General features: G+C 44.6%; 28 protein-coding genes and 1 pseudogene. 6 read left to right on the top strand and 23 right to left on the bottom strand.

Annotated features, from left to right (window positions below; translation table 11 throughout):
- Positions 1-1,083: 1,083 nt before the first annotated feature.
- On the top strand, positions 1,084-2,115 hold the full coding sequence (locus ACK8P5_RS03445; RefSeq protein ID WP_422659596.1) for a ribonucleotide-diphosphate reductase subunit beta: 1,032 nt from the start codon (positions 1,084-1,086) through the stop codon (positions 2,113-2,115).
- 127 nt (positions 2,116-2,242) lie between these two features.
- Here the strand turns inward: ACK8P5_RS03445 and ACK8P5_RS03440 are convergent.
- The 13 genes and pseudogenes from ACK8P5_RS03440 to ACK8P5_RS03380 all read right to left on the bottom strand — a co-directional run.
- A pseudogene (locus ACK8P5_RS03440) lies at positions 2,243-2,788 on the bottom strand (GNAT family N-acetyltransferase); the annotation flags it as partial.
- A gap of 131 nt (positions 2,789-2,919) precedes the next feature.
- Positions 2,920-3,054 (bottom strand): hypothetical protein, encoded by a 135-nt coding sequence (locus ACK8P5_RS03435; RefSeq protein ID WP_422659595.1) that lies wholly within the window; start codon positions 3,052-3,054, stop codon positions 2,920-2,922.
- Positions 3,055-3,172: 118 nt separating this feature from the next.
- Positions 3,173-3,973: a DUF817 domain-containing protein gene (locus tag ACK8P5_RS03430; RefSeq protein ID WP_422659594.1), complete on the bottom strand. Its 801-nt coding sequence runs from the start codon at positions 3,971-3,973 to the stop codon at positions 3,173-3,175.
- Positions 3,974-3,993: 20 nt separating this feature from the next.
- Positions 3,994-4,155: a hypothetical protein gene (locus ACK8P5_RS03425; protein ID WP_422659593.1), complete on the bottom strand. Its 162-nt coding sequence runs from the start codon at positions 4,153-4,155 to the stop codon at positions 3,994-3,996.
- A gap of 97 nt (positions 4,156-4,252) precedes the next feature.
- Positions 4,253-5,668 carry an MDR family MFS transporter gene (locus tag ACK8P5_RS03420; RefSeq protein ID WP_422659592.1) on the bottom strand — a complete coding sequence of 472 codons (1,416 nt, stop codon included), beginning with the start codon at positions 5,666-5,668 and terminating at the stop codon, positions 4,253-4,255.
- A 116-nt stretch (positions 5,669-5,784) separates the two neighbouring features.
- Positions 5,785-6,240, bottom strand: coding sequence for a MarR family winged helix-turn-helix transcriptional regulator (locus tag ACK8P5_RS03415; protein ID WP_422659591.1), 456 nt, complete (start codon positions 6,238-6,240; stop codon positions 5,785-5,787).
- Positions 6,241-6,446: 206 nt separating this feature from the next.
- Positions 6,447-7,199, bottom strand: a complete 753-nt coding sequence (locus tag ACK8P5_RS03410; RefSeq protein ID WP_422661360.1) for an AAA family ATPase — start codon at positions 7,197-7,199, stop codon at positions 6,447-6,449.
- Positions 7,200-7,349: 150 nt separating this feature from the next.
- Positions 7,350-7,949: an AAA family ATPase gene (locus tag ACK8P5_RS03405; RefSeq protein WP_422659590.1), complete on the bottom strand. Its 600-nt coding sequence runs from the start codon at positions 7,947-7,949 to the stop codon at positions 7,350-7,352.
- Positions 7,950-7,989: 40 nt separating this feature from the next.
- Positions 7,990-8,544 carry an NADPH-dependent FMN reductase gene (ssuE, locus tag ACK8P5_RS03400; RefSeq protein WP_422659589.1) on the bottom strand — a complete coding sequence of 185 codons (555 nt, stop codon included), beginning with the start codon at positions 8,542-8,544 and terminating at the stop codon, positions 7,990-7,992.
- A 224-nt stretch (positions 8,545-8,768) separates the two neighbouring features.
- The gene (locus ACK8P5_RS03395; protein ID WP_422659588.1) at positions 8,769-9,245 is read right to left on the bottom strand and encodes a hypothetical protein; all 477 of its coding nucleotides are present in this window, start codon (positions 9,243-9,245) and stop codon (positions 8,769-8,771) included.
- Positions 9,246-9,263: 18 nt separating this feature from the next.
- Positions 9,264-9,689, bottom strand: a complete 426-nt coding sequence (locus tag ACK8P5_RS03390) for a hypothetical protein (protein ID WP_422659587.1) — start codon at positions 9,687-9,689, stop codon at positions 9,264-9,266.
- A 30-nt stretch (positions 9,690-9,719) separates the two neighbouring features.
- Positions 9,720-10,058: a hypothetical protein gene (locus ACK8P5_RS03385; RefSeq protein ID WP_422659586.1), complete on the bottom strand. Its 339-nt coding sequence runs from the start codon at positions 10,056-10,058 to the stop codon at positions 9,720-9,722.
- 29 nt (positions 10,059-10,087) lie between these two features.
- Positions 10,088-10,288, bottom strand: coding sequence for a hypothetical protein (locus ACK8P5_RS03380; protein ID WP_422659585.1), 201 nt, complete (start codon positions 10,286-10,288; stop codon positions 10,088-10,090).
- A 276-nt stretch (positions 10,289-10,564) separates the two neighbouring features.
- On the opposite strand from ACK8P5_RS03380, the gene ACK8P5_RS03375 reads away from it, so the two are divergent.
- Entirely contained in the window at positions 10,565-11,023 is a 459-nt protein-coding gene (locus ACK8P5_RS03375; RefSeq protein WP_422659584.1) for a hypothetical protein, read from the top strand.
- A 116-nt stretch (positions 11,024-11,139) separates the two neighbouring features.
- Here ACK8P5_RS03375 and ACK8P5_RS03370 read toward each other — a convergent pair whose 3' ends face one another.
- A complete protein-coding gene (locus ACK8P5_RS03370) occupies positions 11,140-11,772 on the bottom strand; it encodes an NAD(P)-dependent oxidoreductase (RefSeq protein ID WP_422659583.1) in 633 nt (210 codons plus the stop codon).
- Positions 11,773-12,123: 351 nt separating this feature from the next.
- Between ACK8P5_RS03370 and ACK8P5_RS03365 the strand changes: the two genes are divergently transcribed.
- The 4 genes from ACK8P5_RS03365 to ACK8P5_RS03350 all read left to right on the top strand — a co-directional run bounded on the left by ACK8P5_RS03365 (position 12,124) and on the right by ACK8P5_RS03350 (position 15,776).
- Positions 12,124-13,023, top strand: coding sequence for a hypothetical protein (locus tag ACK8P5_RS03365; protein WP_422659582.1), 900 nt, complete (start codon positions 12,124-12,126; stop codon positions 13,021-13,023).
- Between the two features lie 464 nt (positions 13,024-13,487).
- Positions 13,488-14,426 carry a hypothetical protein gene (locus tag ACK8P5_RS03360; RefSeq protein ID WP_422659581.1) on the top strand — a complete coding sequence of 313 codons (939 nt, stop codon included), beginning with the start codon at positions 13,488-13,490 and terminating at the stop codon, positions 14,424-14,426.
- 180 nt (positions 14,427-14,606) lie between these two features.
- The gene (locus ACK8P5_RS03355; RefSeq protein WP_422659580.1) at positions 14,607-15,242 is read left to right on the top strand and encodes a TetR/AcrR family transcriptional regulator; all 636 of its coding nucleotides are present in this window, start codon (positions 14,607-14,609) and stop codon (positions 15,240-15,242) included.
- 15 nt (positions 15,243-15,257) lie between these two features.
- A complete protein-coding gene (locus ACK8P5_RS03350; RefSeq protein ID WP_422659579.1) occupies positions 15,258-15,776 on the top strand; it encodes a DUF4188 domain-containing protein in 519 nt (172 codons plus the stop codon).
- A gap of 124 nt (positions 15,777-15,900) precedes the next feature.
- On the opposite strand, the gene ACK8P5_RS03345 is transcribed toward ACK8P5_RS03350, so the two are convergent.
- From ACK8P5_RS03345 to ACK8P5_RS03305, 9 genes are all read right to left on the bottom strand, one after another.
- Positions 15,901-16,134 (bottom strand): YezD family protein, encoded by a 234-nt coding sequence (locus ACK8P5_RS03345; protein ID WP_422659578.1) that lies wholly within the window; start codon positions 16,132-16,134, stop codon positions 15,901-15,903.
- A 148-nt stretch (positions 16,135-16,282) separates the two neighbouring features.
- Entirely contained in the window at positions 16,283-17,125 is an 843-nt protein-coding gene (cysW, locus tag ACK8P5_RS03340; RefSeq protein WP_422661359.1) for a sulfate ABC transporter permease subunit CysW, read from the bottom strand.
- 49 nt (positions 17,126-17,174) lie between these two features.
- The gene (gene cysT / locus ACK8P5_RS03335) at positions 17,175-18,017 is read right to left on the bottom strand and encodes a sulfate ABC transporter permease subunit CysT (protein ID WP_422659577.1); all 843 of its coding nucleotides are present in this window, start codon (positions 18,015-18,017) and stop codon (positions 17,175-17,177) included.
- Positions 18,018-18,056: 39 nt separating this feature from the next.
- Entirely contained in the window at positions 18,057-19,133 is a 1,077-nt protein-coding gene (locus ACK8P5_RS03330) for a sulfate ABC transporter substrate-binding protein (protein WP_422659576.1), read from the bottom strand.
- A gap of 224 nt (positions 19,134-19,357) precedes the next feature.
- Entirely contained in the window at positions 19,358-19,987 is a 630-nt protein-coding gene (locus ACK8P5_RS03325; RefSeq protein WP_422659575.1) for an HAD-IA family hydrolase, read from the bottom strand.
- A 68-nt stretch (positions 19,988-20,055) separates the two neighbouring features.
- Entirely contained in the window at positions 20,056-20,745 is a 690-nt protein-coding gene (locus ACK8P5_RS03320; protein WP_422659574.1) for an ABC transporter permease, read from the bottom strand.
- Positions 20,738-21,661 carry an ABC transporter ATP-binding protein gene (locus tag ACK8P5_RS03315; protein ID WP_422659573.1) on the bottom strand — a complete coding sequence of 308 codons (924 nt, stop codon included), beginning with the start codon at positions 21,659-21,661 and terminating at the stop codon, positions 20,738-20,740. The genes ACK8P5_RS03320 and ACK8P5_RS03315 overlap by 8 nt, the downstream gene beginning before the upstream one ends.
- Positions 21,662-21,764: 103 nt before the next feature.
- Positions 21,765-22,703: a sensor histidine kinase gene (locus ACK8P5_RS03310; protein WP_422659572.1), complete on the bottom strand. Its 939-nt coding sequence runs from the start codon at positions 22,701-22,703 to the stop codon at positions 21,765-21,767.
- Position 22,704: 1 nt separating this feature from the next.
- Positions 22,705-23,403, bottom strand: a complete 699-nt coding sequence (locus tag ACK8P5_RS03305) for a response regulator transcription factor (protein WP_422659571.1) — start codon at positions 23,401-23,403, stop codon at positions 22,705-22,707.
- Positions 23,404-23,594: the final 191 nt, after the last annotated feature.

Here is a 23,594-nt window from a genome sequence, read left to right as displayed (position 1 = left end):
AAACCCTTTTTCGATCCCACCCAAACCCTCCCTTCCAAGGGAGGGCCCCAAGGGCTCTGCCCTCTGGACACCCGGAAATAGAGCTTCGATTAAGGAGTGATTTGGGTTGAGGTACGGCTTGCTGGTGTAAGGAGCGCTTACTCCCTTCGGGAACGCTCTACTTTAGAGCGAAGATAATGAGTTACACGGGCGTTCTTTAGTGTTACTTACTGCTAAGAACGCTCTCCCTTCGGGATTTGCTCCACGTTTGTGCGTAACTTGTGAGTTACATCGGCGTTCTTTGGAGTTACTAACTGCTAAGAACGCTCTCCCTTTGGGATTTGCTCCACGTTTGTGCGTAACTTGTGAGTTACATCGGCGTTCTTTGGAGTTACTAACTGCTAAGAATGCTCTCCCTTCGGGATTTGCTCCACGTTTGTGCGTAACTTGTGAGTTACATCGGCGTTCTTTGGAGTTACTAACTGCTAGGAACGCTCTCCCTTCGGGATTTGCTCCACATTTGTGCGTAACTTGTGAGTTACATCGGCGTTCTTTAGTGTTGCTAACTGCTAGGAACGCTCTCCCTTTGGGATTTGCTCCAAGTTTGTGCGTAACTTGTGAGTTACTTTTACGCTTTTTTACCTCTACTACCTGCTTGGAGCGCTCTCCCTTCGGGAATCGCTGTGAGTTTAGTGCATAACCTGTGAATTACATGGGCGTTCTTTAGAGTTACTAACTGCTAAGAACGCCCTCCCTTTGGGATTTGCGCTATTTTAGTGCATAACTTGTGAGTTACTCTGTGCTTCTATACCTTTCATACCTGCTCAGAGCGCTCTCCCTACGGGATACGCTGTGGGTTAGTGCATAACTTGTGAGTTGTTTATGTTACTTCGTCCATCCTTCTGCTGTAAGCGGGCGATCCGCAAACCAGCAATTGAATATACTAACTAAATCATTTAAAGACTACATCGGCTAAGGATATCCCATCGGAAGAGTTTACGTCCGCCTTTGTTATGAATACCAGACCCCAAGCAAAGGGGTAACAACAGCGGCTGTAGAGGGGATTTCCGTCCCAGATATCCGGCCTCCAAGGAGAGATTAAGCATGCAAATGCAAAAAATATTTAATACCGAAGCCCCTAACCAATCCACTCGTATCATCGAAGGTGAATGTTCAGGTATTCTGAACTGGAACGACATCCGTATGCCGCACATGTACAAACTATACAAAGTGCTACTCTTGAACCACTGGATCGCTGATGAGATTCCAATGTCCAAAGATGCATCGCAGTTCCCACGCCTTGATCCGGAAGAACAGCGCACATTCAAAATTAACATTTCCTTGCTGGCTGTGCTTGATTCCATGCAGACAATGTTCGTTAGCGATGTGAAGCGCTATTTTACCGACTCTTCCCTTGAAGCGATCTCGGCAATCATCGGCCAACAGGAAGTTGTCCACAACCAATCCTACTCTTACGTTCTCTCTTCAATCGTATCGGAGCAAGAACAGAAAGAGATTTTTGAATACTGGAAGCATGATCCGGTTCTTCTGGACCGCAACCGTTTCATCGCAGATATTTATCAGTCTTTCCGTGATAATCCATCACCACAGACTTTCTTCGAATCCATGGTTGCTGACCTGATTCTCGAAGGGATCTTCTTCTACAGCACATTCGCCTTCTTCTACAACCTGGCACGTGACCAGAAGATGATGGCGACAAGCCAGATGATCTCTTACATTCAGCGTGACGAGAACCAACACTGCTACTTCTTCGCTGAAGTGTTCAAGCAGCTTCTTGTTGATTTCCCTGAACTGAACTCCAAAGAGAACATGGACTACTTGTACCGCACAATCGACCGTGCTGTTGAACTCGAAACAAACTGGGCTCACTACACACTCAGCAACGTTCGCGGCATCGATCTAAACGAGCTGTCCGATTACATTAAATACATTGCGAACCGTCGTCTGAAGATGATGGGTATGGAAAAAGCTTATGAAGGCGTAGATGTAAACTGCATGCCTTGGATTAAACCTTTCTCCGACGAAGCTTTGAACGCAACCAAGACAGACTTCTTCGAAGCGAAGTCCCGTAACTACGGTAAAGTCGGCGACGACAATGGATTCGACGATCTATAATATAAACACAACGAAAAACCTCCGTATTCTTCCTTTTTGGAAAGGGTACGGAGGTTTTATATTGTGTAACATTATGAAATCAATTGGATACACTTAAGCTTTATTAGAAGCTGCTTATTGAACTAACTTCTTCATCCTCCTCATTAAGGATCGCTAATGTTTGATGATCTTCCCACTTCCCATTGATCTTAACGTTCTTTCGAGCGATGCCCTCTTTATGAAATCCAGACTTTAATAATACATGGGTCGAGCCCATATTATGGGGCATTACGCCAGCTTCAATTCGATGAAATTTCAATTTTTCAAACGCGTATTGCAAAACCAGCTTAACCGCCTCGGTCATATATCCCTTTCCATTATGATCTTTATCCATAAAGTAACCTATCCAGCAGCTTTGCAGGTTTTCTCTCACAACCTCTGATAAAGTGATTTCCCCAATCAGGCGATCTGTATCCTTCAATCGAATGACAAACATATATCCCTTATCGTCCTTACCGAGCTCAACCATTTCTTGAATTCGTGTCATTTGCCCCTGAAATGTATAGAAGCTCTCCTCTCTCACGCCGGTGAACTGCTGGAAAAAGTCTCTGTTTTGCACCTCAAGCTCTAACAATGATTTAGCATCGGATTCCTCTACTTCTTTTACAACAATACGTTCTCCTTCTAATAACATAGCCTTGTCATCTCCCTTTTCTTCTTCTAAAATACAAAAAAACACCACAGAAAACCTGCGGTGTTCATAGAGAACTATGTAACCACAGGTAGCGACCTGTGGTGTTTATGCCCACTGTATCCTCGTCGTATCTAACCAATCAAAGGATAAAAGTCGCTCATGCATCCAGTTTTGGACATACTTCTACCGTGATTGGATAGATCAAAGAAAACAGCGGTAGAGTACCCGATTCCTTTAGGTAAAGATAGCAGCGATCTTTTCTTCATCTGAATACTCTCCTCTCATATCATGTCTCATCCATTATCTATATTGTTAACTCCATCATTATCATCACTAATAACAACAGAATACCTCATTCTTAAGATGCTATCAACATCTATGAAATCACAATACCGTTCCTTTCGGTGCTTCCTTCCTCTTCCCACCTATCCCCATCTTTAGGTGCTTCAGCTGTGCTACAATAATCACACTGATCACAACCAGTAGAAACCATGAGCTTATCTTCCCGATATGTACCAAACTCCATGTTTTCTCCTGTCCCGGATATGTCCAAGCACCTAGAAACGTTGAAATATTCTCTGCAATCCAGATAAAGAATCCGATTAACAAGAAAGACAACGTAAGCGGCATCCGATAGGTGGTACCTTGCACATCAAAATGCACAACCGTCCTGAAAAATACGATAAAGAGCAGTGCAGTCAGCACCCAACGAAAATCCCATATGTAGTGATGTGTAAAGAAATTAGCATAAATAGCAGCACTTATTAACACAGTCAGCATCGGTAATGGCCACCCGGTTATCCGCAGGTTCATTCGGCGCCATGACTGACAAATATAACTGGCAACGCTCGCATACATGAATCCGCTATACAGTGGCACTCCCCCAACTTTACTCCAGCCTTCCTCCGGATATGACCAAGACCCCATATGCACCTTATAAAGCTCCAGCATAAGCCCAATCACATGGAACACGCAGATAACCTTAAGTTCATCCCATGTCTCTAGCTTAAAGACTACCATGCCGATCTGAGCGAGCAGGCAGATGATCAGAATCAGGTCATAACGCGCTAGTCCCGGAACTTCTATATATTTGGTCAGCGCAAGTGTAGCGAAGATGATCACTGGAAAAATACACGACAGCGCCTGCTGTATGCCGAACGCCCATAGTTTACGGATGAATGTCATATATACCTCCTACTAACTATCTATTCAGAAGCTCCAAGCGTACCACAATCATAACGGATAATAATGACATCACCGTAACGAGTTTGTAACAAAATAAAATGACCTGTGAATCTAGGCTTTCTCTGATTCTCTCCCCATTCTATTTGTCCACATTCACCTGTGAACAAAAAAGGATGAGTCATATACAAGGGTCCCCCCTCTCAATGACTCATCCTTTAAATGAATTGGCATCAACCAAAGTATACCGCGTGGCTCAAGCTCACAGTTGAAAAACTCTTCTTACACAGCTAGATCCACTGCCGTTTTTCCTTTTTTCCGCAATAAAAATGTTAAGGGAACCGCTACAGCTGCAATGCCGGTACCTACGAGGAATACATCGTCGATCCCCATCGTCATCGCAATCGGTTGATTCATAACGCCTTCACCCACATAATGTGATGTTCTTGATACAATCAATGCGCTGAATATACCGATGGATAAAGACGCTAGTCCTTGACGTGCCCAGTTCGTAATCGACGAAGCATGCCCAGAATATTCACTGGAGACTGCACTCATCGCTGCATTCGTAAGCGGCATGTTGCATAACGCTATGCCAAGGCAACGAACGAGCTGAAGACCTGCGATCGTGTAGATCGAGGTAGCTGCCGTAATATTGCTAAATGCTGCAGAACCGGCCACGATGATCAGAATGCCTGCTAGCACCAATTTGAATGGACCAATCCGGTTATAGAACTTACCAATGATCGGTGACGCTGCAGCCATAACAAGCGCTCCTGGCAGCATGATAAGACCTGTCTCCATCGGGGACAACATAAGTACTGTTTGTAAGTAGAGCGGAACGAGAAGCGTTCCTGTATACATCGAAACGGTCACAATGCAGTTTAAGATCAAGCTATAGCGAAACCGTGGAAAACGGAATACTCTCAGTTGAAGGAGTGGTGATGCTGTTTTTAACTCCCATACGATAAAGAAGCTAAGTAACAAAACCCCTATCGCTAGCAGCGATACCGTCTTCCATGAACCCCATCCCCATTCACTGCCGTGACTAACGGACAACAGAAGGAATGAACTACTGATCACAACAGATAGAAATCCGAGCGTATCAAAAGACTTTTTCTCACTTAATTTGTAGTATGGAATGAATTTAGCCACTATAAAAATAGACAAAATTCCAATGGGGACATTCAGAATAAATATGGACTTGTAGCCAAAATACTGAACCATCCAGCCCCCAAGAGTAGGTCCGATTACAGGCGCCAGCATGGACGCTAGACTCCAGAGTCCCATTGCGTAGGCCTGACGCTCACGGTCAAATACTTGATAAATAATCGTCATCGTAATCGGAATGATCATCCCGCCAAATATCCCTTGAATAATTCGGAATGTAATCAGTGATTCAATATTCCAAGCGGTAGCACACAGGGCTGAGAATAGAATAAAGCCGATTAGCGAAATAATAAACAACCGTTTATAACTTAGCTGATCGCCCATATAACCAACAACCGGGGCAACAATCCCTGTAGCAAGCAGATAACCTGCCATTAGCCACTGCACCGTGCTAAGTTCTGCACCGAATGTATGCATCACTACGGGAAAGGTGACATTGATGGTTGTGATACTTAATACAGCCAAAAAATTACCGAAGAAGATTGCGCTCATGATGAGCCAAAAAGATGATTGTTTTTGTGTTTTCACAAGCTGCCTCCAAACATAAATCAGATTGTCAATCGATGTGTATAAAACATAGAGCCCACCTCAGCGCTCTTTCATGTAGCGAGCTTAAGGTGGGACCCTCATCAACTGGATTCATTTCAAGTAAATAACTTACGACGCAGTAAATTCAGCATAATGTAGAGCATATCAGCTTCATCCTGATCAAGCTGCTTAAAGGATTCCATAATGCTCTCATCGCCTTCACTTCGTGCGCCTTGTACAAGCTCCCGTCCAGCATCCGTATAATGAACATAATGGCTGCGACCATCCCGAGGATTGGGCGTCCTACGAACTAGCCCTCTCTGCTCAAGTGAGTCCACCAAATATGTAATCGTAGCCGCTTTAAGTTCGAGATGCTCTGCAAATTGGAGAGGAAGACATGGCCCCTGCTGATCTATATAACTCAAAATCGAGTACTGATTCAGGTTCAAATCATTGTTCCTAAGATATTTGAGAAACGAGACCACACGGTGTTTTGTCATCTTATCTGATAACTCGCGGTACACGTCCATTAACATCTCCACACTCGTATCATGACTGTGTTTCAGAATCATTCACCTCCAAGTTACTATTCAATTTTAATTCAAATATTCAAACTTGTAAATGGGATTTTCATTATTTTTCATTGTATTTTCATTATTTATACCACAACTAGTTCGAATAACTGTACTATAATATGAAATGAATAACATATTAATTTAATTGAAAAAGCTCTCACTGATCCGGCATCAGTGAAAGCTTTTATAAACTACACTCCATTCTAATCGTCCGCCAGCAACTCTCGCAGCATCATCTCACGGTTATTGACGAACTCCTTCATAATCATAAAGTGGTCTGTCTCTTCAAGACTACACTCATCAATTCCCTCTTCATGTAGTCTCAAAATCCGGGCATCTGGATAAGCCATCAGAATAGGCGAGTGAGTCGAGATAATGAATTGTGAGTTGTCTTGGACAAGATCATGAATCCGGGTCAGCAGCGCCATCTGTCGGAATGGAGACAGCGCCGCTTCAGGCTCATCCATTATATATAGCCCATTCCCGCTGAACCGGTGTAAAAAGGTAGCAAAGAAAGACTCCCCGTGTGATTGTTGATGCAGTGACTTTCCACCATAGGATTGATACAGCCCGGGGCGCTCACGCTCCAATGCATCAATCTCAGAGGCCACATTATAATAGCTTTCTGCACGGAAGAAGAATCCGTCTCGTGGCTTACGTACACCTCTTACCGCTCGAATATATCGGTACAGATCTGAGTGTGTCTCTTCCGTAGCAAATGAGAAATTCAGCGTCCCTCCTTCCGGATTAAAACCTAGAGCAGCTGCAATCCCTTCTAACAATGTCGATTTCCCCATCCCATTCTCCCCAACGATATACGTTACCTTCGGATGGAATTTCAGTTCATCAAGCATCGCTACCGCTGGCAAGTTAAATGGATATTGATCAAATGAAGGTATTCGATCTCTAAGCAAAGTTACGGCTCTTAAATAAGCATTTAAGGTGGAAGTATCGATCTTTTCCGCCCTCCTTCTTGCCCGCCTTTTAGCACGGTGGGTATTGGTTCCAATCCATTCCAATATAACAGATATCCCATAAGCGAAAAACGACGGACTCCCCTCATACTCTTCAGGAATCCGCCGCTTCTATCATATATCCATCGCTATTTATTTCTCATTCTCATTCAATAAGAATTGATAAAGATCTTCAACCTTCTCATCCGTTAGTGTTCCACTGTTGTCGAACACCTTAATCGAAGTTTGCGGGATATCCCAGTTGACTTCAGGAACAAAATCCACACGCTTCTTAAAGTCATCCCAATGATCCAGCTTCCATTGATCGCGCTCGGTCTGCCTGTCAATAATACGCTCCTTCTGTAAATCCATATCCTGAAGCGTAACTACAATAACCTTCACATCAACTTCAGCCTTTGTTAGACCTGCTGCTGAAATAACTTCTTCAATCCACTCCCGGTTCTTCAGCTCAGCCGTAAACGGGGAGATCATAAATACGTTCTGTCCTGCATTCAGGTTCTCAATACAAATATCTTTCGTTGTATCATACTCTAGATCACGAAGATGTTCCTTATAAAATGCGGAATCCCGATCATTCGGGTCCAGGCCATTTGCTTCTAAGAACTTCTCAACAAATCGTCCGCCAACGGTATCACGATCTAGAAATGCCGCAGGAATGCGGACTGCAAGTTTCTTCGCAACCGTTGTTTTACCTGTTCCAGCCACACCAACAAAAAAAACTAGCTTTTGCATATCATACCTCCATCTTGAAACTTCTGATTTACTGCTTACTTCAAGCTTTGCTTGTACTGTTGATTCTTAGACATGCTTCTTCTACTAATTCTTCCACAGCAGAATTCAAACGATCTGAAAGTACGTCTGCCATATCGAAGCCGCCATCTTCTGTACGAGCTACCTGTGCATCAACCGCATACACACCGCCTAGAATATGACGAGCACCGATGGATGACAGCACCGGTTTAAGTGAATAGTCGATGGACAATAAGTGTGCTAAGCTTCCGCCGATAAATAGTGGCAGAATGATTTTTCCCGCTAGCCCCTTTTCAGGGATAAGATCCAAAAATGTCTTAAGCACACCCGTGTACGAAGCCTTATATACTGGGCTTGCGATAATAACCGCATCAGCTTCTGCAACGAGTCCATTTGCCTTTACGATATGTTCACTCTCAAACTTCGTGTGAATCAAATCCTCCGGTGGCAGCTGGCCCACATCGATTCTCGTCACCTCGAAATCAGCATCTCTTAGACGTTGTTCTGCAAAATCCATAATGGCAGTCAGTCGAGATCCGACTGTCGGACTACCGTTAATAATGACGGCTTTAGCCATTATTATCCCCCCTATAGGTTCATTATCATGTCGCCTTGTTGGCGTTCAGTCCTATTGTTGTCCTTCTTTAGGACGGGCTTTTTCGGCCGCTATCCAGAAAAAAAGACTTCACAAGATTACTGTAAAGTCCTCCGGTGGTCCGGTCGTAACCTATTTAGACAAATTCATAGTGAATTCATCTGATTTAGTAACATGTTATCAATCCGTCTCCGCTTTTGTCAATGCTAAGAAGCCTTATACCGTACGCCTTTCTCCCACTCTAGAACCCACCATCCATACTGAATAACGAGCAATAGTACGATGATCGTTGAAGGTATGGTCCCATTAATGTAACGAGTGAACATAAATAGTCCAGCAAGTAATACATATAGCAGTACTCTAATACCATTCATTCGAAGTGAGTCTCGTCTAGGCAGAAGCAGAAGAAGTGACATCCCTTGTTCCTCAGAACGATCAACTCGATGACGATAGATTAGCCAATGTAGTCCACTATGCAATATAAACAGAACCATAGGCTGAACCAATAAGAAAATCGCAGGATTAGCTATAGGACGAATTAGGTCTAAGCTAAATCCCCTAGAAGTTCGCGGGCCTGAATTTTCTAAGGTAATAAGCCAGCTATACTGAAGTCGTAGCGTGGCATAAATGGACAAGAGTGAAAGGAAGAAACTCCATATAAAGATCAGCTGTCTTTGTGTCATTCTACACCTCCTTTTGTCTTATATATGTTCAACAATTACAGGCGAACTTACCTCCGTTAACAATGGAGAGTACATCATGAGTGCATGATTCTCTGTAATGACCTCATCTGCGACAAGATCCCCATCTAGCGCAAATGCTCTACGGCCAATGGTATTATGTCTGGCATATCCACCCCAGACTTCTTGAGTAAAGCGATGGTCCTTCTCATATACCTCATAGTGATATAGCTGACTGCCACTGGAACGCCTTTCTCCAACCAATTGTTGATCTGTTACCTGACGATAGAGCGGTGTATTGTGCGTAAATATTAGATATTTCAACGGAGACTGCTCTGTCTGCTCGGCAAAAGTCTTCCGACTCATCATCCATTCCAAATAACGACGGTACATAAAATATCGCTTACCCGCCCACAGACGAAGTTTCGACCGTTTCACTGGCTTCATGTCTGTCCCCCCTTCATTTAAAACATCTACTCAGGGATATATTACCATATCCATCCAATCCGGCAGATGATTTCGAGCAATAAACCACCTCTTTAATCGAAATTCATATCTTAACCGCACTTCCTTCTGGGCATCTGCATAGAGATAAAGCAGCCCTGTAAATATTGAGGCGATTCCAAGGAGGAGAGTGATGCTCGATATTTGGTACGGACACACCAATGAGCGAGCTGCATTTCGTCCACCATACAAGGACAAACCAACCTTAATCTGATCCCTCTGACGATTTGGAACATCACCACTACCGTTTATCAATTTGTAACGTGAAACAGCATAAAAAAGCCCGGAGTTCTCCGGGCTTAACAGATTCATATTCTTACTGTTCCTTAACATAAGAACAATTAATGCTTCCACCATTTCAACCGAAAAAATGGCTCCTCCTTCACGCGGATTCGATGATCGTCTACCTCGGTACCGGAGAAATGCTTAAACCGTTCGCAACCGAATTCTAAGCGATAGTACTCACTTTCTTGATCAAAATCCGTGTGGGTGTGCATGCGACTAATTACATTTTGCATTTCCGAGAAACCTTCAAACATCACGCTCTCGCCTCCTGGAATAACCGGCAGCTTCTGCCCTGCCGAGGAGTTATCTTCCCTTCTATTTCAGGGTTACGGCAAGATCTTTAGCCACAGGTTTCGAAATACTAAATTCACTTTGATTACGCTTTCATTTTAACATATCCCTTGTGCTCTGAGAATGTATCCACAGCTATATTAGCCATTAAAGTCCTCCATATGAGGACAATTTCACAGAACTGAAACAATTAGCATACTGTCAGAAAGAATAATACAACCAACCTTATGGAGGTTAGCATGATGAACTCCGGTAACAATCGTTTGACTGGGCGCAGAGATATGGGGTTTTATGCACTGAATAAGCTAGCCAGTGCCGGTGCTATTCTGTTACTGCTGACTATCTTATCTTGGTTATGGCCATCTGGTGCCAGCCGGCCTGAGTCCATCCTTGGTGTCTCAATCCCACTTGAACATTGGGTATACGGTTATGGCCTAATTGCCTCTCTTGCTGCCGATGCCATACTTGCCCTTCTCCCCTCATTAAGCCGCATGAAACAAGCCGCCTTTTCCGTTGCAGCAGGAGTTATGTTCTTTGCGTTATTTACTGAAGGTGATACAGATAATATCTGGATACGCGGGGGAGCTGGAGCGCTCCTACTCCTAATGTACTTTTGGGGTAAGCAGATCTTTACTAGTCAGTCGCTGACAACACCTCTATTCGCCCTTGTAATCCCGCTACTCTGCTGGACTATTATATAATTGATCTCTTATAACAAAGAACGCTGCCTACAGACGTTATCAGTCGATTTCGTCTGTAGAGGCAGCGTTCTTATCATTACCATTAATAATCAACCATTATCAAGAAGCTTCATTGATTAATAGGCTACCGTAAACCGAGTCCCTATAAACTGCGGGTCATCTAGCTCGTCAAGCATGGCAACTGCATAATCCTCTACGGAAATACGGCTTGATCCACTCTCATCCGTAACCAACCGATCGATTCCAATGCGAAACTGTCCACTTCTCCGACCTGGTTCAATAATGGCAGCTGGACTCAAATAAGACCATTCGAGGTCACTTTCTTGATAAATACCGTAAGCATCCGCATGTGCCTTCGCCAAAGTCCGTAGTTCTTCTGGGAACTCTGGTGTATCCATCAATGCATCCCCACTGTCTGTAATCAGACTGCCTGCACCCCCAACAATGAGAAGGCGCCTAACACCACCACGGCGTACCCCCTCAATTAAAGCTCGAGCTGCTTCAAGTAGTTCCTCTTCTTCCCCAAATTTCGGCCCGTAAGCGCTGATCACTGCATCATGCCCTTTAACCGCTTCGGCAATCGAGGACGGGTCTACTGCATTTGCACGAACAATGTTCATCTTCTCTTTATACTCACTAAGCTTGTCCGGATTTCGAACGACTGCCGTAACTTGATGGCCCCTCCGTAAAGCTTCTTCTGCAATTCGCTTTCCAATCATTCCTGCTGCTCCAACTACTGCGATATTCATATCATTATTGCCCCTTTCTCCTGTGATGACTATCCTATCGTATTTTTGGCAATCTCGGTACTAGGGAGTCTAAATACCCTTCTTTCTAAATTACTTATCCGTAAAGAACATTCTTCAAACTTTCACAATTGATATTTCTATCTGTAAAACAACCATAGAACTATACAAAACGGCAATAGTCTCTCCGATAGTATATATAGACATGCATAATTGCGAAACTTTTTTTCGTAATCATGACTTACGCCACGCGACTTTTTTCGCTCATGTATGTCGAATAACAATGACTTGTATGTAGTTTAGTCCCTCCTGTCTCGTTTTATCAAAATATGTTGTAAGGAGAGCTTGACCCCCATGAAAAAACAAACCAAACACCGTCTCTGCCTTGTGCTTGCTTGCTGTCTACTGCTGCTAGGAGGGTTAAATACACCCTCTAGTAATGCTCAGGCCCAGCCAAAACAGAAATCAACCTGGTTTTGGGATACGCCTATGATAAAAGACTCTGCTGCGGACATTTTATCCTTTGCAACTGCCAATGGTGTTACTACAATCTACCTACAGATGAATCAGGATGTGCGTCCAGAATACTATAAAAGCTTCATACGCCAAGCTACAGCGAAACAGATCGAAGTTCATATTCTTGGAGGATCGCCCAAGTGGGCACTTGATTCTGAGCGCAGCCGTTTGGTAACCTTTATTGATTGGATTAAAGACTATCAGACTTCTGCTGCTCCATCGGAGCGCTTTAAGGGTATTCATATTGATGTTGAGCCACATGTGCTTGGAGAATGGAATAGTAACCGTTCTGCTCTTATGAAACAATGGCAGAGCAGTATCTCCTTCCTTGTTGCGGGTGCCAAAGAGTTGAATCTTCCAATTACAGCCGATATTCCATTCTGGCTTCATACACACAACCTACCGGACAACTCCATGAGCATGAGCCGTTGGATCTTGTCCAAAGTAGATGCCGTCGTCATTATGGCTTATCGCGATCAGGCCAATTCTATTCACAACTTAGCTCTGCCAGAAATGACAGAAGCGACTGAGCTCGGTAAGAAAGCCATCATTGCAGTTGAAACGAAAGCTAGCAATGAAGGTGCATTCATTACCTTCTATGAAGAGGGCACAGCATTCATGAATGAACAACTCAAGCTTGTCGACGTACTAGCAGGCAAGACTCCATCCTATAATGGTATAGCCATTCATGATTACAGATCATGGAAAGAAATGTCGGATCGCACCATTACCCCGTAATTACTTCATACAATAAAAGGCTGCCGGCAATCGGCAGCCTTTATTCTTGTTCGTCCATCCTGCGCATAACTCCAATCATGGTGTGCTGCATTATTTCAAGCGGCCAAAAGAAACAGCAGAACGTAGCCGATAGTCAGTTTGGCACGTTTTAAGGGGCCCTTTTCAATCTGTATATCTGTATTCATGCGTATCCCTCCACATGTAAAAGTAAGCTTTCCAAACCGCCAAAAATCTGAAACCCTGTATATATTTTCAGTATATTCTGCTCTTCGTGTTTTGACCACAGCTAAATTTGTTTCCCTCAGGAAAATCTTTGGATTACGAATACGAAATCGAAAGGTGCCAAATTGGATATATCCTTCTTCCCTAATAGACAAGTGAATACGATTCTTTAGAGTGGCTTGTCTTGAAATCCGACCTTTCTTGTGCAATAGTGAAAGTAGAATATAGAAGGAGGGATCGGCTTGTCCCTTGCTGAATGGATAGATACATTTTTCGGCTCGATGGAAGGACTGCTAGCGGTGATGCTTGCAGCAGCCGTATTCCTGGGCTTATACATATACTGTGCTGCACGTCTTCAAGCGGCCCGAATGGAGACGCTTGAACGTATACGCCAGTCATTGACACTCTACACACAGTTAGCTGGGCCTCTTACCGCCGTTGTTGATCGCTCTGAAGATGACAATATATCTGATGAGCATCTTGTGAGCCTCTTGCAAGAATGTAAAGCCGCAGATCGCCTTACCATTGATCTGTTGAAGCAGATTGATACTTATCTTCATGAACGAGACGATTCCCGTTTGCCACACCTAAGTAAGACATTAGAACGAGAGATGAATCTCCTCGTGAAAGAACGCAGTGAGCTTCTTCGACGAATTGAGAACCCGGGCTGGGGAACTGGCCTGTGGATGCTACTAAAACCAGCTGTACCCGGCATATCTTTCTCCGCTGCTATACTCTGGACCTTTCATCTAATCTCTGAACTTCGAAGCCCTGACGCATGGGGAAATCTCCAAGTATGGACTCTATGGCTTACTTGTATGATCGCCACAGTATCCTTTTATCGGCTGCTGATGGACTCCAAACGCCGTTCCCTCGGTGTTATCTTTTATGGACTCCATCTTCTGATCGCTGCTGCTGCACTCTTCAACCTATTCTGGGCTCAGGCATCCCCTTACGTGCTCGCTGTGCAGGCACTACTTTATCTTACAGGCTTCTGGTTTACTTCCACACGTTCGAGAAAAGAACGTCCTTATGCGGGTAACCCCGAGCTGCTGAAGATGTATACACAGCAATCGGCACGTAGCACCGAAGAACATCCCATCGCTGAGAACGGCTCATCGTCCTATCCTGATCCTCTGCCTCCTCGTGACAGTAGTTCAGGTGGTAGAAATCGATCTTAACAAACAATATGATTAGCTTCGCCCTGTGGTCTATTTATGGCCCGCAGGGCGTTTTTTAATTGTGGGGATTCACCAATAAGAATGATGTTCTAATTTCAATCTCGACAAAATTCTTTACTCGTGTTAATTTATTAACATAAGTTAAAAATAGTCATAAACAACTCATATAAGGAGACCCTCATGATGATACCCCCAATACCTTTAAGGGAGCTTAAGAAAGCGAAGACCAAGATCGCTCTATATGAAGCTTCCATGTCCCTGATCGAAGATCGCATATTCCGTGATGTCATGCTGGAGGACATATGCCGGATGGCAGAGGTGTCCCGAGTTACTTTTTTTAATATGTTCCGCAAAAAAGAGGATCTACTGCTGTACTACATGCGTGTCTGGCTAACAGGCAAAATCATTGACATCCAGGAGCAGAGTCTGCGCGGTTTCGACGCTGTCCGGCATCTATTGGTCGGTGTTTCGGATCAAGCAAGAGAAAAGCCCGGAATTATGCCCAGTCTGATCTCATTCTTGGCAGAGATGAAGATGCACCCCGAAATGCCGACGCTAAGCCATGCTGAAATCCAGCTCCTATTCCCCGGTCATGAGCAAATAGGATCAGAATCGCCAAATATGTTCGCCTTATTCGAACAATGTATATTCGAAGCCCAGCAGGATGGGACGCTGAAAGATGGAATTTCCATTCCGGAAGCTATTCAGTTTCTGTTTACTGTATTCTATGGTGCTTTTCTTACCTCACAATTGTATGCATCAGAGGATATCCTCAGCTTTTATGAGACCCAGCTTAGATTCATTGAAGTTAAATGATAAGGAGGAATAGGTTTGGGTAAAGTCGTGCCTGGCCGTTATACAGCAGAGATGGACGAATCATTTGTTGTGTTTATTATTGGAATGCGAGTGAACCGTGTGTGGGCCATTCATAAATGGCTTCCTGTCTTTCTTGCTATGGGCCCCATGATTCGTGAACTGTACATGAACCGAGATCTTGGTTTTCTTAACGGAAGTGTGCATTTATCGTGGCGCGGGGTAAGCCTCATTCAATATTGGAGATCCTTTGAGGAATTGGAACACTACGCAAGACATGGAGACAAGCATCTGAAAGCTTGGAGAAACTTCAATCGCAGCATCGGAACGGACGGCTCTGTTGGTATTTATCATGAAACGTATATCGTGCAGCAAGGACAACATGAATCGGTCTACAACAATATGCCGATCTACGGACTCGCTAAGGCAGGACGTCATGTTCCAGCAACCGGGAGAAAAGAAACAGCAAGTCGCAGGCTTGGTCGGGACAATTCCCCAGCAGTACCTACACCATCTAATCCAGCACAGCGTGGATGAATGATAGCGTGAAGCTCGCGCCAGTCGCTGTTGAGGACATGCGTCGCTACGGCATTCCCGCCTAGCTCATGTTAAAAGGACTTCCAGAGGATAATCTCTGGAAGTCCTTTTAACATGTTCTGTACTACTTTATCCCCGAACGAGGTGAGGGCGTTGATTGTCTGGTTGTACGATGACCGGGCTTCTCTAACGGCACGGCGCCAGAGGACGTATTTCCAAATCGCTTGCGCTCCGTCCGCTCCATCTGGACGATTTGTCCCTCATGCACTACGATATGCAGTGAACCGAACTCCATGTCGTCTAGTAGGCTTGCAATGCGCTCCAGCCACTCCTCATCTACCTTTAAAGGTTTCGCCATGGATACCGCCTCCTTTACCGGGGGCTATGCCCTTGATATAACTACTTATTATTAGACGTTCCATCCGAAAACAGTCGGTCTTTTTAAATAACATTGTTTTCCAACCCAATTAGTATGAATTAAACTTAGCATGGTCTGGAAACAGCTGTCAATGGGCACTTTTTCGTGTAAACCAATTTTTGAGTAGCAATGTAATCAGAGCCAGAAGCAACAAGAGCGAAGCTACGGCAAAAGAGGCTGAGAATTGATACTCATTGTACAGAATCTCAACATGCAGCGGCAGTGTATTCGTCTGTCCCCGGATATGTCCAGATACAACCGAGACAGCACCGAACTCCCCCATCGCTCTTGCGTTACACAAGATTACACCGTACAACAGGCCCCATTTAATATTCGGAAGTGTGACTCTCCAAAATATTTGCCAGCCTCCCGCACCAAGGGTAACTGCCGCTTCTTCCTCTTTCGTCCCCTGTTCTTCCATAAGTGGAATCAATTCTTTCGCAACGAAAGGAAAGGTGATAAATAGTGTCGCTAATACAATACCAGGCAGTGCAAATATAATCTTAATATCATGATCAGCAAGCCAGGGGCCAAGCCATCCTTGCCGGCCAAAGACCAGAACGAAGACCAATCCACCAATCACTGGAGAAACAGCAAAGGGCAGATCGATAAGTGTAATGAGCAGACCTTTTCCCCGAAAGCTGAATTTCGTCATACTCCAAGCTGCAATAACACCGAATACAGTATTTAGCGGAACGGTAATCGCAGCCACGAGCAGCGTAAGGCGCAGCGCTGAGAGAGCGTCGGGATCGGATAAAGCCGCGATATAAACGTCCACACCCTTCTTCAGTGCTTCAGTAAGTACAACCAAGAGTGGCAGCACAATCAGCCAAAACATCACTATCCCTGCAACACTGATTAGCGTCCATTTTACCCAAGGTTTTTCTGCTGTCGCTGGAGAAGAAGAAGCTCCACCACGTATTCCTCCCATCCCCAGCGGTATGGTTGCTGTCATCTTAGATTCCTCCTTCGTCTCCTGTTTAACGAGTGGTCTTCCGCGTCCAGTGTTGCAGTAAATTAATCCCCAGTAACATCAGGAAAGAGATAAGTAGCAGTAATAGCGCAACAGCCGTTGCTCCAGCATAATCAAACTGTTCGAGCTTCGACATAATGAGCAGTGGGGCGATCTCAGTCTTCATGGGCATATTGCCGGAGATGAATACAACGGAACCATATTCTCCGATACCACGTGCAAAGGCTAGTGCAAATCCAGTTAACAGTGGTGGAACCAGTGAAGGAAAGATTACTATACGGAACGTTCGCCAGCGTCCTGCCCCGAGCGTTGCGGCTGCTTCTTCTGCATTCCGCTCTGCATCCTGCAGCACAGGCTGAACCGTCCTTACGACAAACGGAATACCAATGAACATCAGGGCAAGTGTAATGCCAAGTGGTGTGAAGGCCACCTTGATACCAAGTGGCTCTAATAAGGACCCGATCCAACCATTCGCTGAATAGATCGCAGTTAGTGCCACCCCTGCAACGGCAGTCGGAAGCGCAAACGGAAGATCAATGAGGGCATCCCAGAGCTGCTTGCCCGGGAACTCATACCTGACGAGCACCCAAGCCAGCAGCAAGCCAAGGAAGGTATCGATCAACGCGGCTAGTGCGGCGGTCCCTAGGCTAACCCTATAGGAAGCGAGCACACGCGGATCAGTCGCAATGTCCCAGAACTTGCTCCAGGTAAGCCCCGTATGGTTAAGAAGTAGCGCCGAGAGAGGGACGAGCACGACTAGACTCATATAGAACACAGTGAATCCCATCCCAATTCCAAAACCGGGTAGCACTTGACGCTGTCCTTTGCTCCGGGTACGTAGTAAAGCCATCATTCCTCATCCTTTCCTGCCTTCAGCCTGCTTGGCTGATCAGCTGCCGGGCACGTAAATCTTATCGAATATGCCCCCATCGTTAAAATGTTTCGCTTGCGTCTCTTCCCAAGTTCCGAATATATCCTTCAGTGTAAACAGATCAATCGCAGGGAACTGATCTTTGAATTTATCCTTTACCTTTGCGAGCGTAGGACGATAGTAATTCTCCGCGGCAATCTCCTGCCCTTCTTCACTGTACAAATATTTCAGATAGGCTTCAGCCACCTCACGTGTACCGTGCTTATCAGCAATCTTATCCACCACAGCTACCGGGGGTTCTGCCAGAATGCTTACCGAGGGATTCACAATCTCAAATTTATCTGGACCGAGCTCGTTGATCGATAAGTACGCTTCATTCTCCCAAGCTAGCAGCACATCACCAATCTGACGCTCCACGAAAGTTGTTGTTGCTCCGCGGGCTCCACTGTCCAGTACAGGTACATGCGTAAATAACTCTTTCACAAAAGCTTCAGCTTTCGCTTCATCATTGTTATTGACCTTTAATGCATATCCCCAAGCGGCAAGATAATTCCAACGAGCGCCACCGGATGTTTTCGGATTCGGTGTAATCACTTCCACGCCCTCCTTAATTAGATCCGGCCAGTCCTTAATACCTTTCGGATTGCCTTTGCGTACCAGAAATACAATGGTCGAAGTGTAAGGAGCACTATTGTGCTCGAATTTGCTTTCCCAGCCCTGCTCAATTAACCCCGCTTGACGGATCGCATCAATATCGTATCCAAGCGCTAATGTGACCACATCGGCTTCCAAGCCGTCGATGACCGAACGACTTTGTTTACCGGACCCGCCATGGGACTGCTGGAATGTAACCTTTTGTCCCTTCTCCTTCTCCCAGTAAGCTGCAAATGCTTTATTATAGTTCTCGTACAATTCTCGTGTCGGATCATAGGATACATTTAAGAGTTCGATACTTTTAGGTTCCGTGCCGTCTGTCTTCTCACTGTCTTTTGCGGATGCGGGAGTGTCTGTTTTGTCTGTTCCGCAAGCTGCCAAGGCCGCCGTCATCATTACCGCTAAACCGATCAAGACTCCTCGTTTCAATACATTTTTCATATGGAATCACTCCCCTACTTTTCTTTACTAAACATGGAATACAAAAAAAGAACGGAGGAAACCCGGAGAATGAGGTCAAATCGGCCCCTGAGCCGTATCTGCTTCATCTTTCGGGTGTTCCTCCGTTCATACGGTGAGAACAATCTTTATAATTCCTACCTGTTTAGTATGTTATAAGTTATTCTAATGACTTCATTGCAACCTGTCAAACGTTTTTTATAAAATTATCCAGAAGCTAAAATATGATAAAGTTCTTTCGGCTCATGAACCAGAAAGTTAGGCTTGCCTTGAAGCAACAGTTCCTCCGCGTCGTATCCCCATGTGACCATCGCACAAGCGATCCCCGAATTCATACAAGCTTCCGCATCGCGAAGTTCATCTCCGATGTAGAGCACCTCATCCTTAGAAATACCACGTTCCTTCAGTAACTTGCGAAGCGCCTTTTCTTTACCGAATATATTGCTTGCCGTATATATGAAATCAAATATCGAGATGTCATGAATCCCCAGAAACTTCTGGATGTTGTCCTCGCTGTTGGAAGATAGAATCCCTATCGTGGTCCCCTGTACCTTTATCTCGGAAAGAACATCACGTATACCTGGCACAATATCCAGATGAACCACATCATCTTTGTATTTCTTCTTCACATCAGCCACAAGCATCGGCAGTTTATAGATCGGACACTTCATCACCTTCAGCCGTTCCCTGATCGAAAGGGATGCCAGATGTTCAATATCCTCATCTTTAATCTTCTCATATCCGTATTTACCTGCCAGATCGTTCATCAGCTTCACGACCAAGTATTTACTCTGAACGAGTGTCCCATTGAAATCAAATATAATCACCTTGTACATACCAAATCCCCTCCACCTTGATACCATACTTCATCTATGACATTTCCACATGGCGAGGAATATTCCTGTTAAACAACATCCACATGCTCCACATTTCTAAAAGACATATAAGCAATAAACAAACCAATCAATCCGATTGTGATGGGAACCGCAATAAAAGAACTGATGGAGAAACCTCCATTATTGGAGCTAAGGAGTGAGATGAGGATCACTGCTGAAACAATGGTTGCAGATACTGATTTTTTACGCATTCCAAAATACAAAGGCACCATGCTGATTCCAACTGCGGATAGTCCCTGAATGAAGATATCTAACCCTTGATGAAAGAGAAGCTCTTTAGTTGGAACTCCCGGCAGCATATGAAGCATGGAGTTCAGAACCAGAAATACACCGATTACCAACACGTTTGAGATCAGAAGGGAGAATAGAGTGATGCTCATGATCAACAATATTTTGGCCAACATTATTTTCTTCCGAGGTACCGGATACGTAAACATGACCGTCATCGTCTTGTTGTTATACTCACTAATAATGAGCCTCCCAATCAGAACCGATGCCATGATTACGAATATAACTCTTACAAAGATACTCATCGCTGTAAAGACTTCCTCAAATGAACCAAAAGCATCTTCCAGTTCCTGATCAATCATCGGCAAGACTCCCATGAGTATGATGACACACAGGCATGAAATCACAGCGCCTCTCCAGTACCATCCGAGCTTGTGCTTTTTCATCTCTAGCCTCATTAGCTTAAGCATATTTTTCCCCTCCACCCGTCTGATCGATAAAATATTCTTCAAGCGACGTACGTTTTTGGTGAATAGACTCAATTGCTATATCATTCAGAATGAGTGACTTGGATACCTCCGGCTGCGAGATACCAGCTTGGTAAATCCGAATGGTGTGATCCCCGATCACCTTAAAGTTCTTAATCTTTAAATTATTTTCAAGGATAAATACAGCTTTCCGGCAGTCCGGGGTAACAATTTCGATATAATCTGAACTACGTTTCTTGAGGTCATTCATCGAAACTTCCTCTTTAAAAATACCATTCTGAATGATGCCGATCGTATCAGCGACCTGTTCAATTTCACTAAGTAGATGGCTGGAGATAAATAAAGTCATGCGATATTCCTGGCTGAGCATTTGAAACAAATCTCTGAAATCCTTAATCCCTGCTGGATCAAGGCCATTAATGGGTTCATCTAGAATGAGCAGTTCGGGCTTTGTCACGATTGCTCTTGCCATACCGAGTCTTTGCTTCATACCAAGCGAGAACTCTCCAACTGCCTTACCATCCACTGAAGTAAGCTTCACCAGCTCCAGTGCATCGCTAATTGCTTTGGGATTATATAGCCCCATGTATTCACAGTGCAGCTCTAGATTGTCCTGCGCCGTTAATTTATCGTAGAAAATTGGATATTCAATAATGCTGCCAATCCGCTTAAATAATTCAACCGAGGAGGGAGTCAGGCGTTCTCCGAACAACTCAATTTCTCCACTTGTCGGCTTCACCAGATTAAGCAGCATTTTCATAAACGTTGTCTTACCCGCACCGTTCGGTCCGAGAAATCCATAGATTTGCCCTTCAGGAATGTTCATGCTGACATCAGATACAACCTCTTTACCCTTAAAGACTTTCGTGACATGCCGAGTGCTAACGATATAACTCATAGCTTACGCTCCTCCTCATTACTTGCTTCTTAACTACATTCTAGCTATAAGCCTTATCATATTTATTGCGCAATTCTTACGAATCTCTTAAGTATGTATCTGTTCAAGCTAGTCTGGACAGTTTTAGGGTAAAAATGGTCGATTGAAATGGTTTGCTCCGCACAATAATCTCTCCGTCCATCTGTTCCACAAGTCTTTTGGTTATCGTCAGCCCAAGTCCGCTGCCTTGAAACGATTGATTTCTCGAATCCTCAAGCGTGTACATTCGTTCAAAAATAAGCCGCTGATCCCGCTCACTAATCCCCTTGCCCTGATCCCATACATCCACGTATACATCGTTCTCGTCACAACGTAGGGTCATGCCGATCTTCTCCCCATCCCCTCCATAGCGAACTGCATTCGAGAGAAGATTATCAAACACCCGGCTTAGAGCTTCCTCATTGGCTCTGGCATAGATCTGATGATCTGGAATATCAATAGCTGCTGTAAGTCCGCTCGACTCCAGCAGATCATAGAACATTAGAATACTGTGGCGACACACCTCATTCATATCCACTCTCGTCAGCGGGATATTTTGGTCACCCGATTCCAGCTTAGCCAGATCAAAGAAACGGTTGATCAGATCCACAATTTCTACAGCTTTAGCGTGAACCTTTTGAAGTAAATGCTTCTGCTGCTCAGGGTCCATATTCGGATGACTGGCTATCATCTCTATATAACCAAGGACCACCGTAAGTGGTGTTTTTAAGTCATGTGAAATATTGGCCAGCATTCTGCGCATCGCAAGTTCAGCCCGGGTAAACTCCAACGCATACTGACGCTTCAGTTCAAGCAGCCGATTGATCGTATTTAGCAGTTCACGCATACCAGGATCCTGTGTTACGAGCAGCACTTGTTCTTCTCGGTTGGAATTCATCACGGTCTCCAGCTTCGCGGTGATATATTCCAGATGAGTTGCTGTATTCTTTCGGGCTATATACTGGTATACATTCAAAGTCCCGAGGATTACGATCATACCCAGAAGCAATAGTGTGGGGCCCATGTTAGAATTCCCCCAGCCTGTAGCCAATTCCCCACAGTGTTTTAATATATTGAGGTGCAGAAGGTTGATCTTCAATCTTCTCTCGCAGCCGGCTCATATGAACATTAATGACATTTTCATCACCGTAATAATCGTCATTCCATACCGAATTGAATATTTGCTGTTTCGTGAACACCTTGTTCGGATGCGTCAAAAAAAGCTGTAAAATCTGCAGTTCTTTCGCAGTCAGTTTAATCTCTACGCCCTTCTTGCTCACCGTAAGATTATCCATGTTCATGGATAACTCGTTCACTGTAATCACACGAGACTCGGACTGCGGAAATGGATCTACATAGTGTGTAGCACGCCTAATCGCGGCTTTCACCCTTGCTGAAAGTTCGATCATCGAAAACGGCTTTGCGATGTAATCATCTGCTCCGAATCCAAGTCCAATTGCCTTGTCTGCCTCTCCACCCTTTGCGGACAGAATAAGAATGGGGACATGACTCTTCGCTCTGATCTGACGCAGGAAGTCCATACCATTTAATTTTGGAAGCATAAGATCCAGCAGAATCAAATCGTATGTCTGCCGGCTGAACATCTCCAGCGCTTCTTCCCCATCATGGGCATGTATAAGCTTGAAACCCTCACTAGTTAAGTAACTCACAACCATCTCTCCAATGGAAAGATCATCTTCAACAAGCAGTATAGTAGCATTCATACAGCATTTACCTCCTATGTATAATTACAGTTGATTCCACTATGCAAGTGTGCTTACCTCGAAGAAAAATTGAATCGGCGCGGTCCCAAACACCGTGCGGTCTGCGGCGGATTACCAGTTTGTGGCGGTTGTACCACACTTCCTCCATCCTTATAATTCTACCGGAAGGAGATGATTACAATCGCACAACA

The organism is Paenibacillus sp. EC2-1 (assembly GCF_049311625.1).
Lineage (GTDB): Bacteria > Bacillota > Bacilli > Paenibacillales > Paenibacillaceae > Paenibacillus_AQ.
The sequence above is the reverse complement of the archived record's forward strand: the minus strand, read 5'-3'. Positions and strand labels throughout refer to the sequence as shown.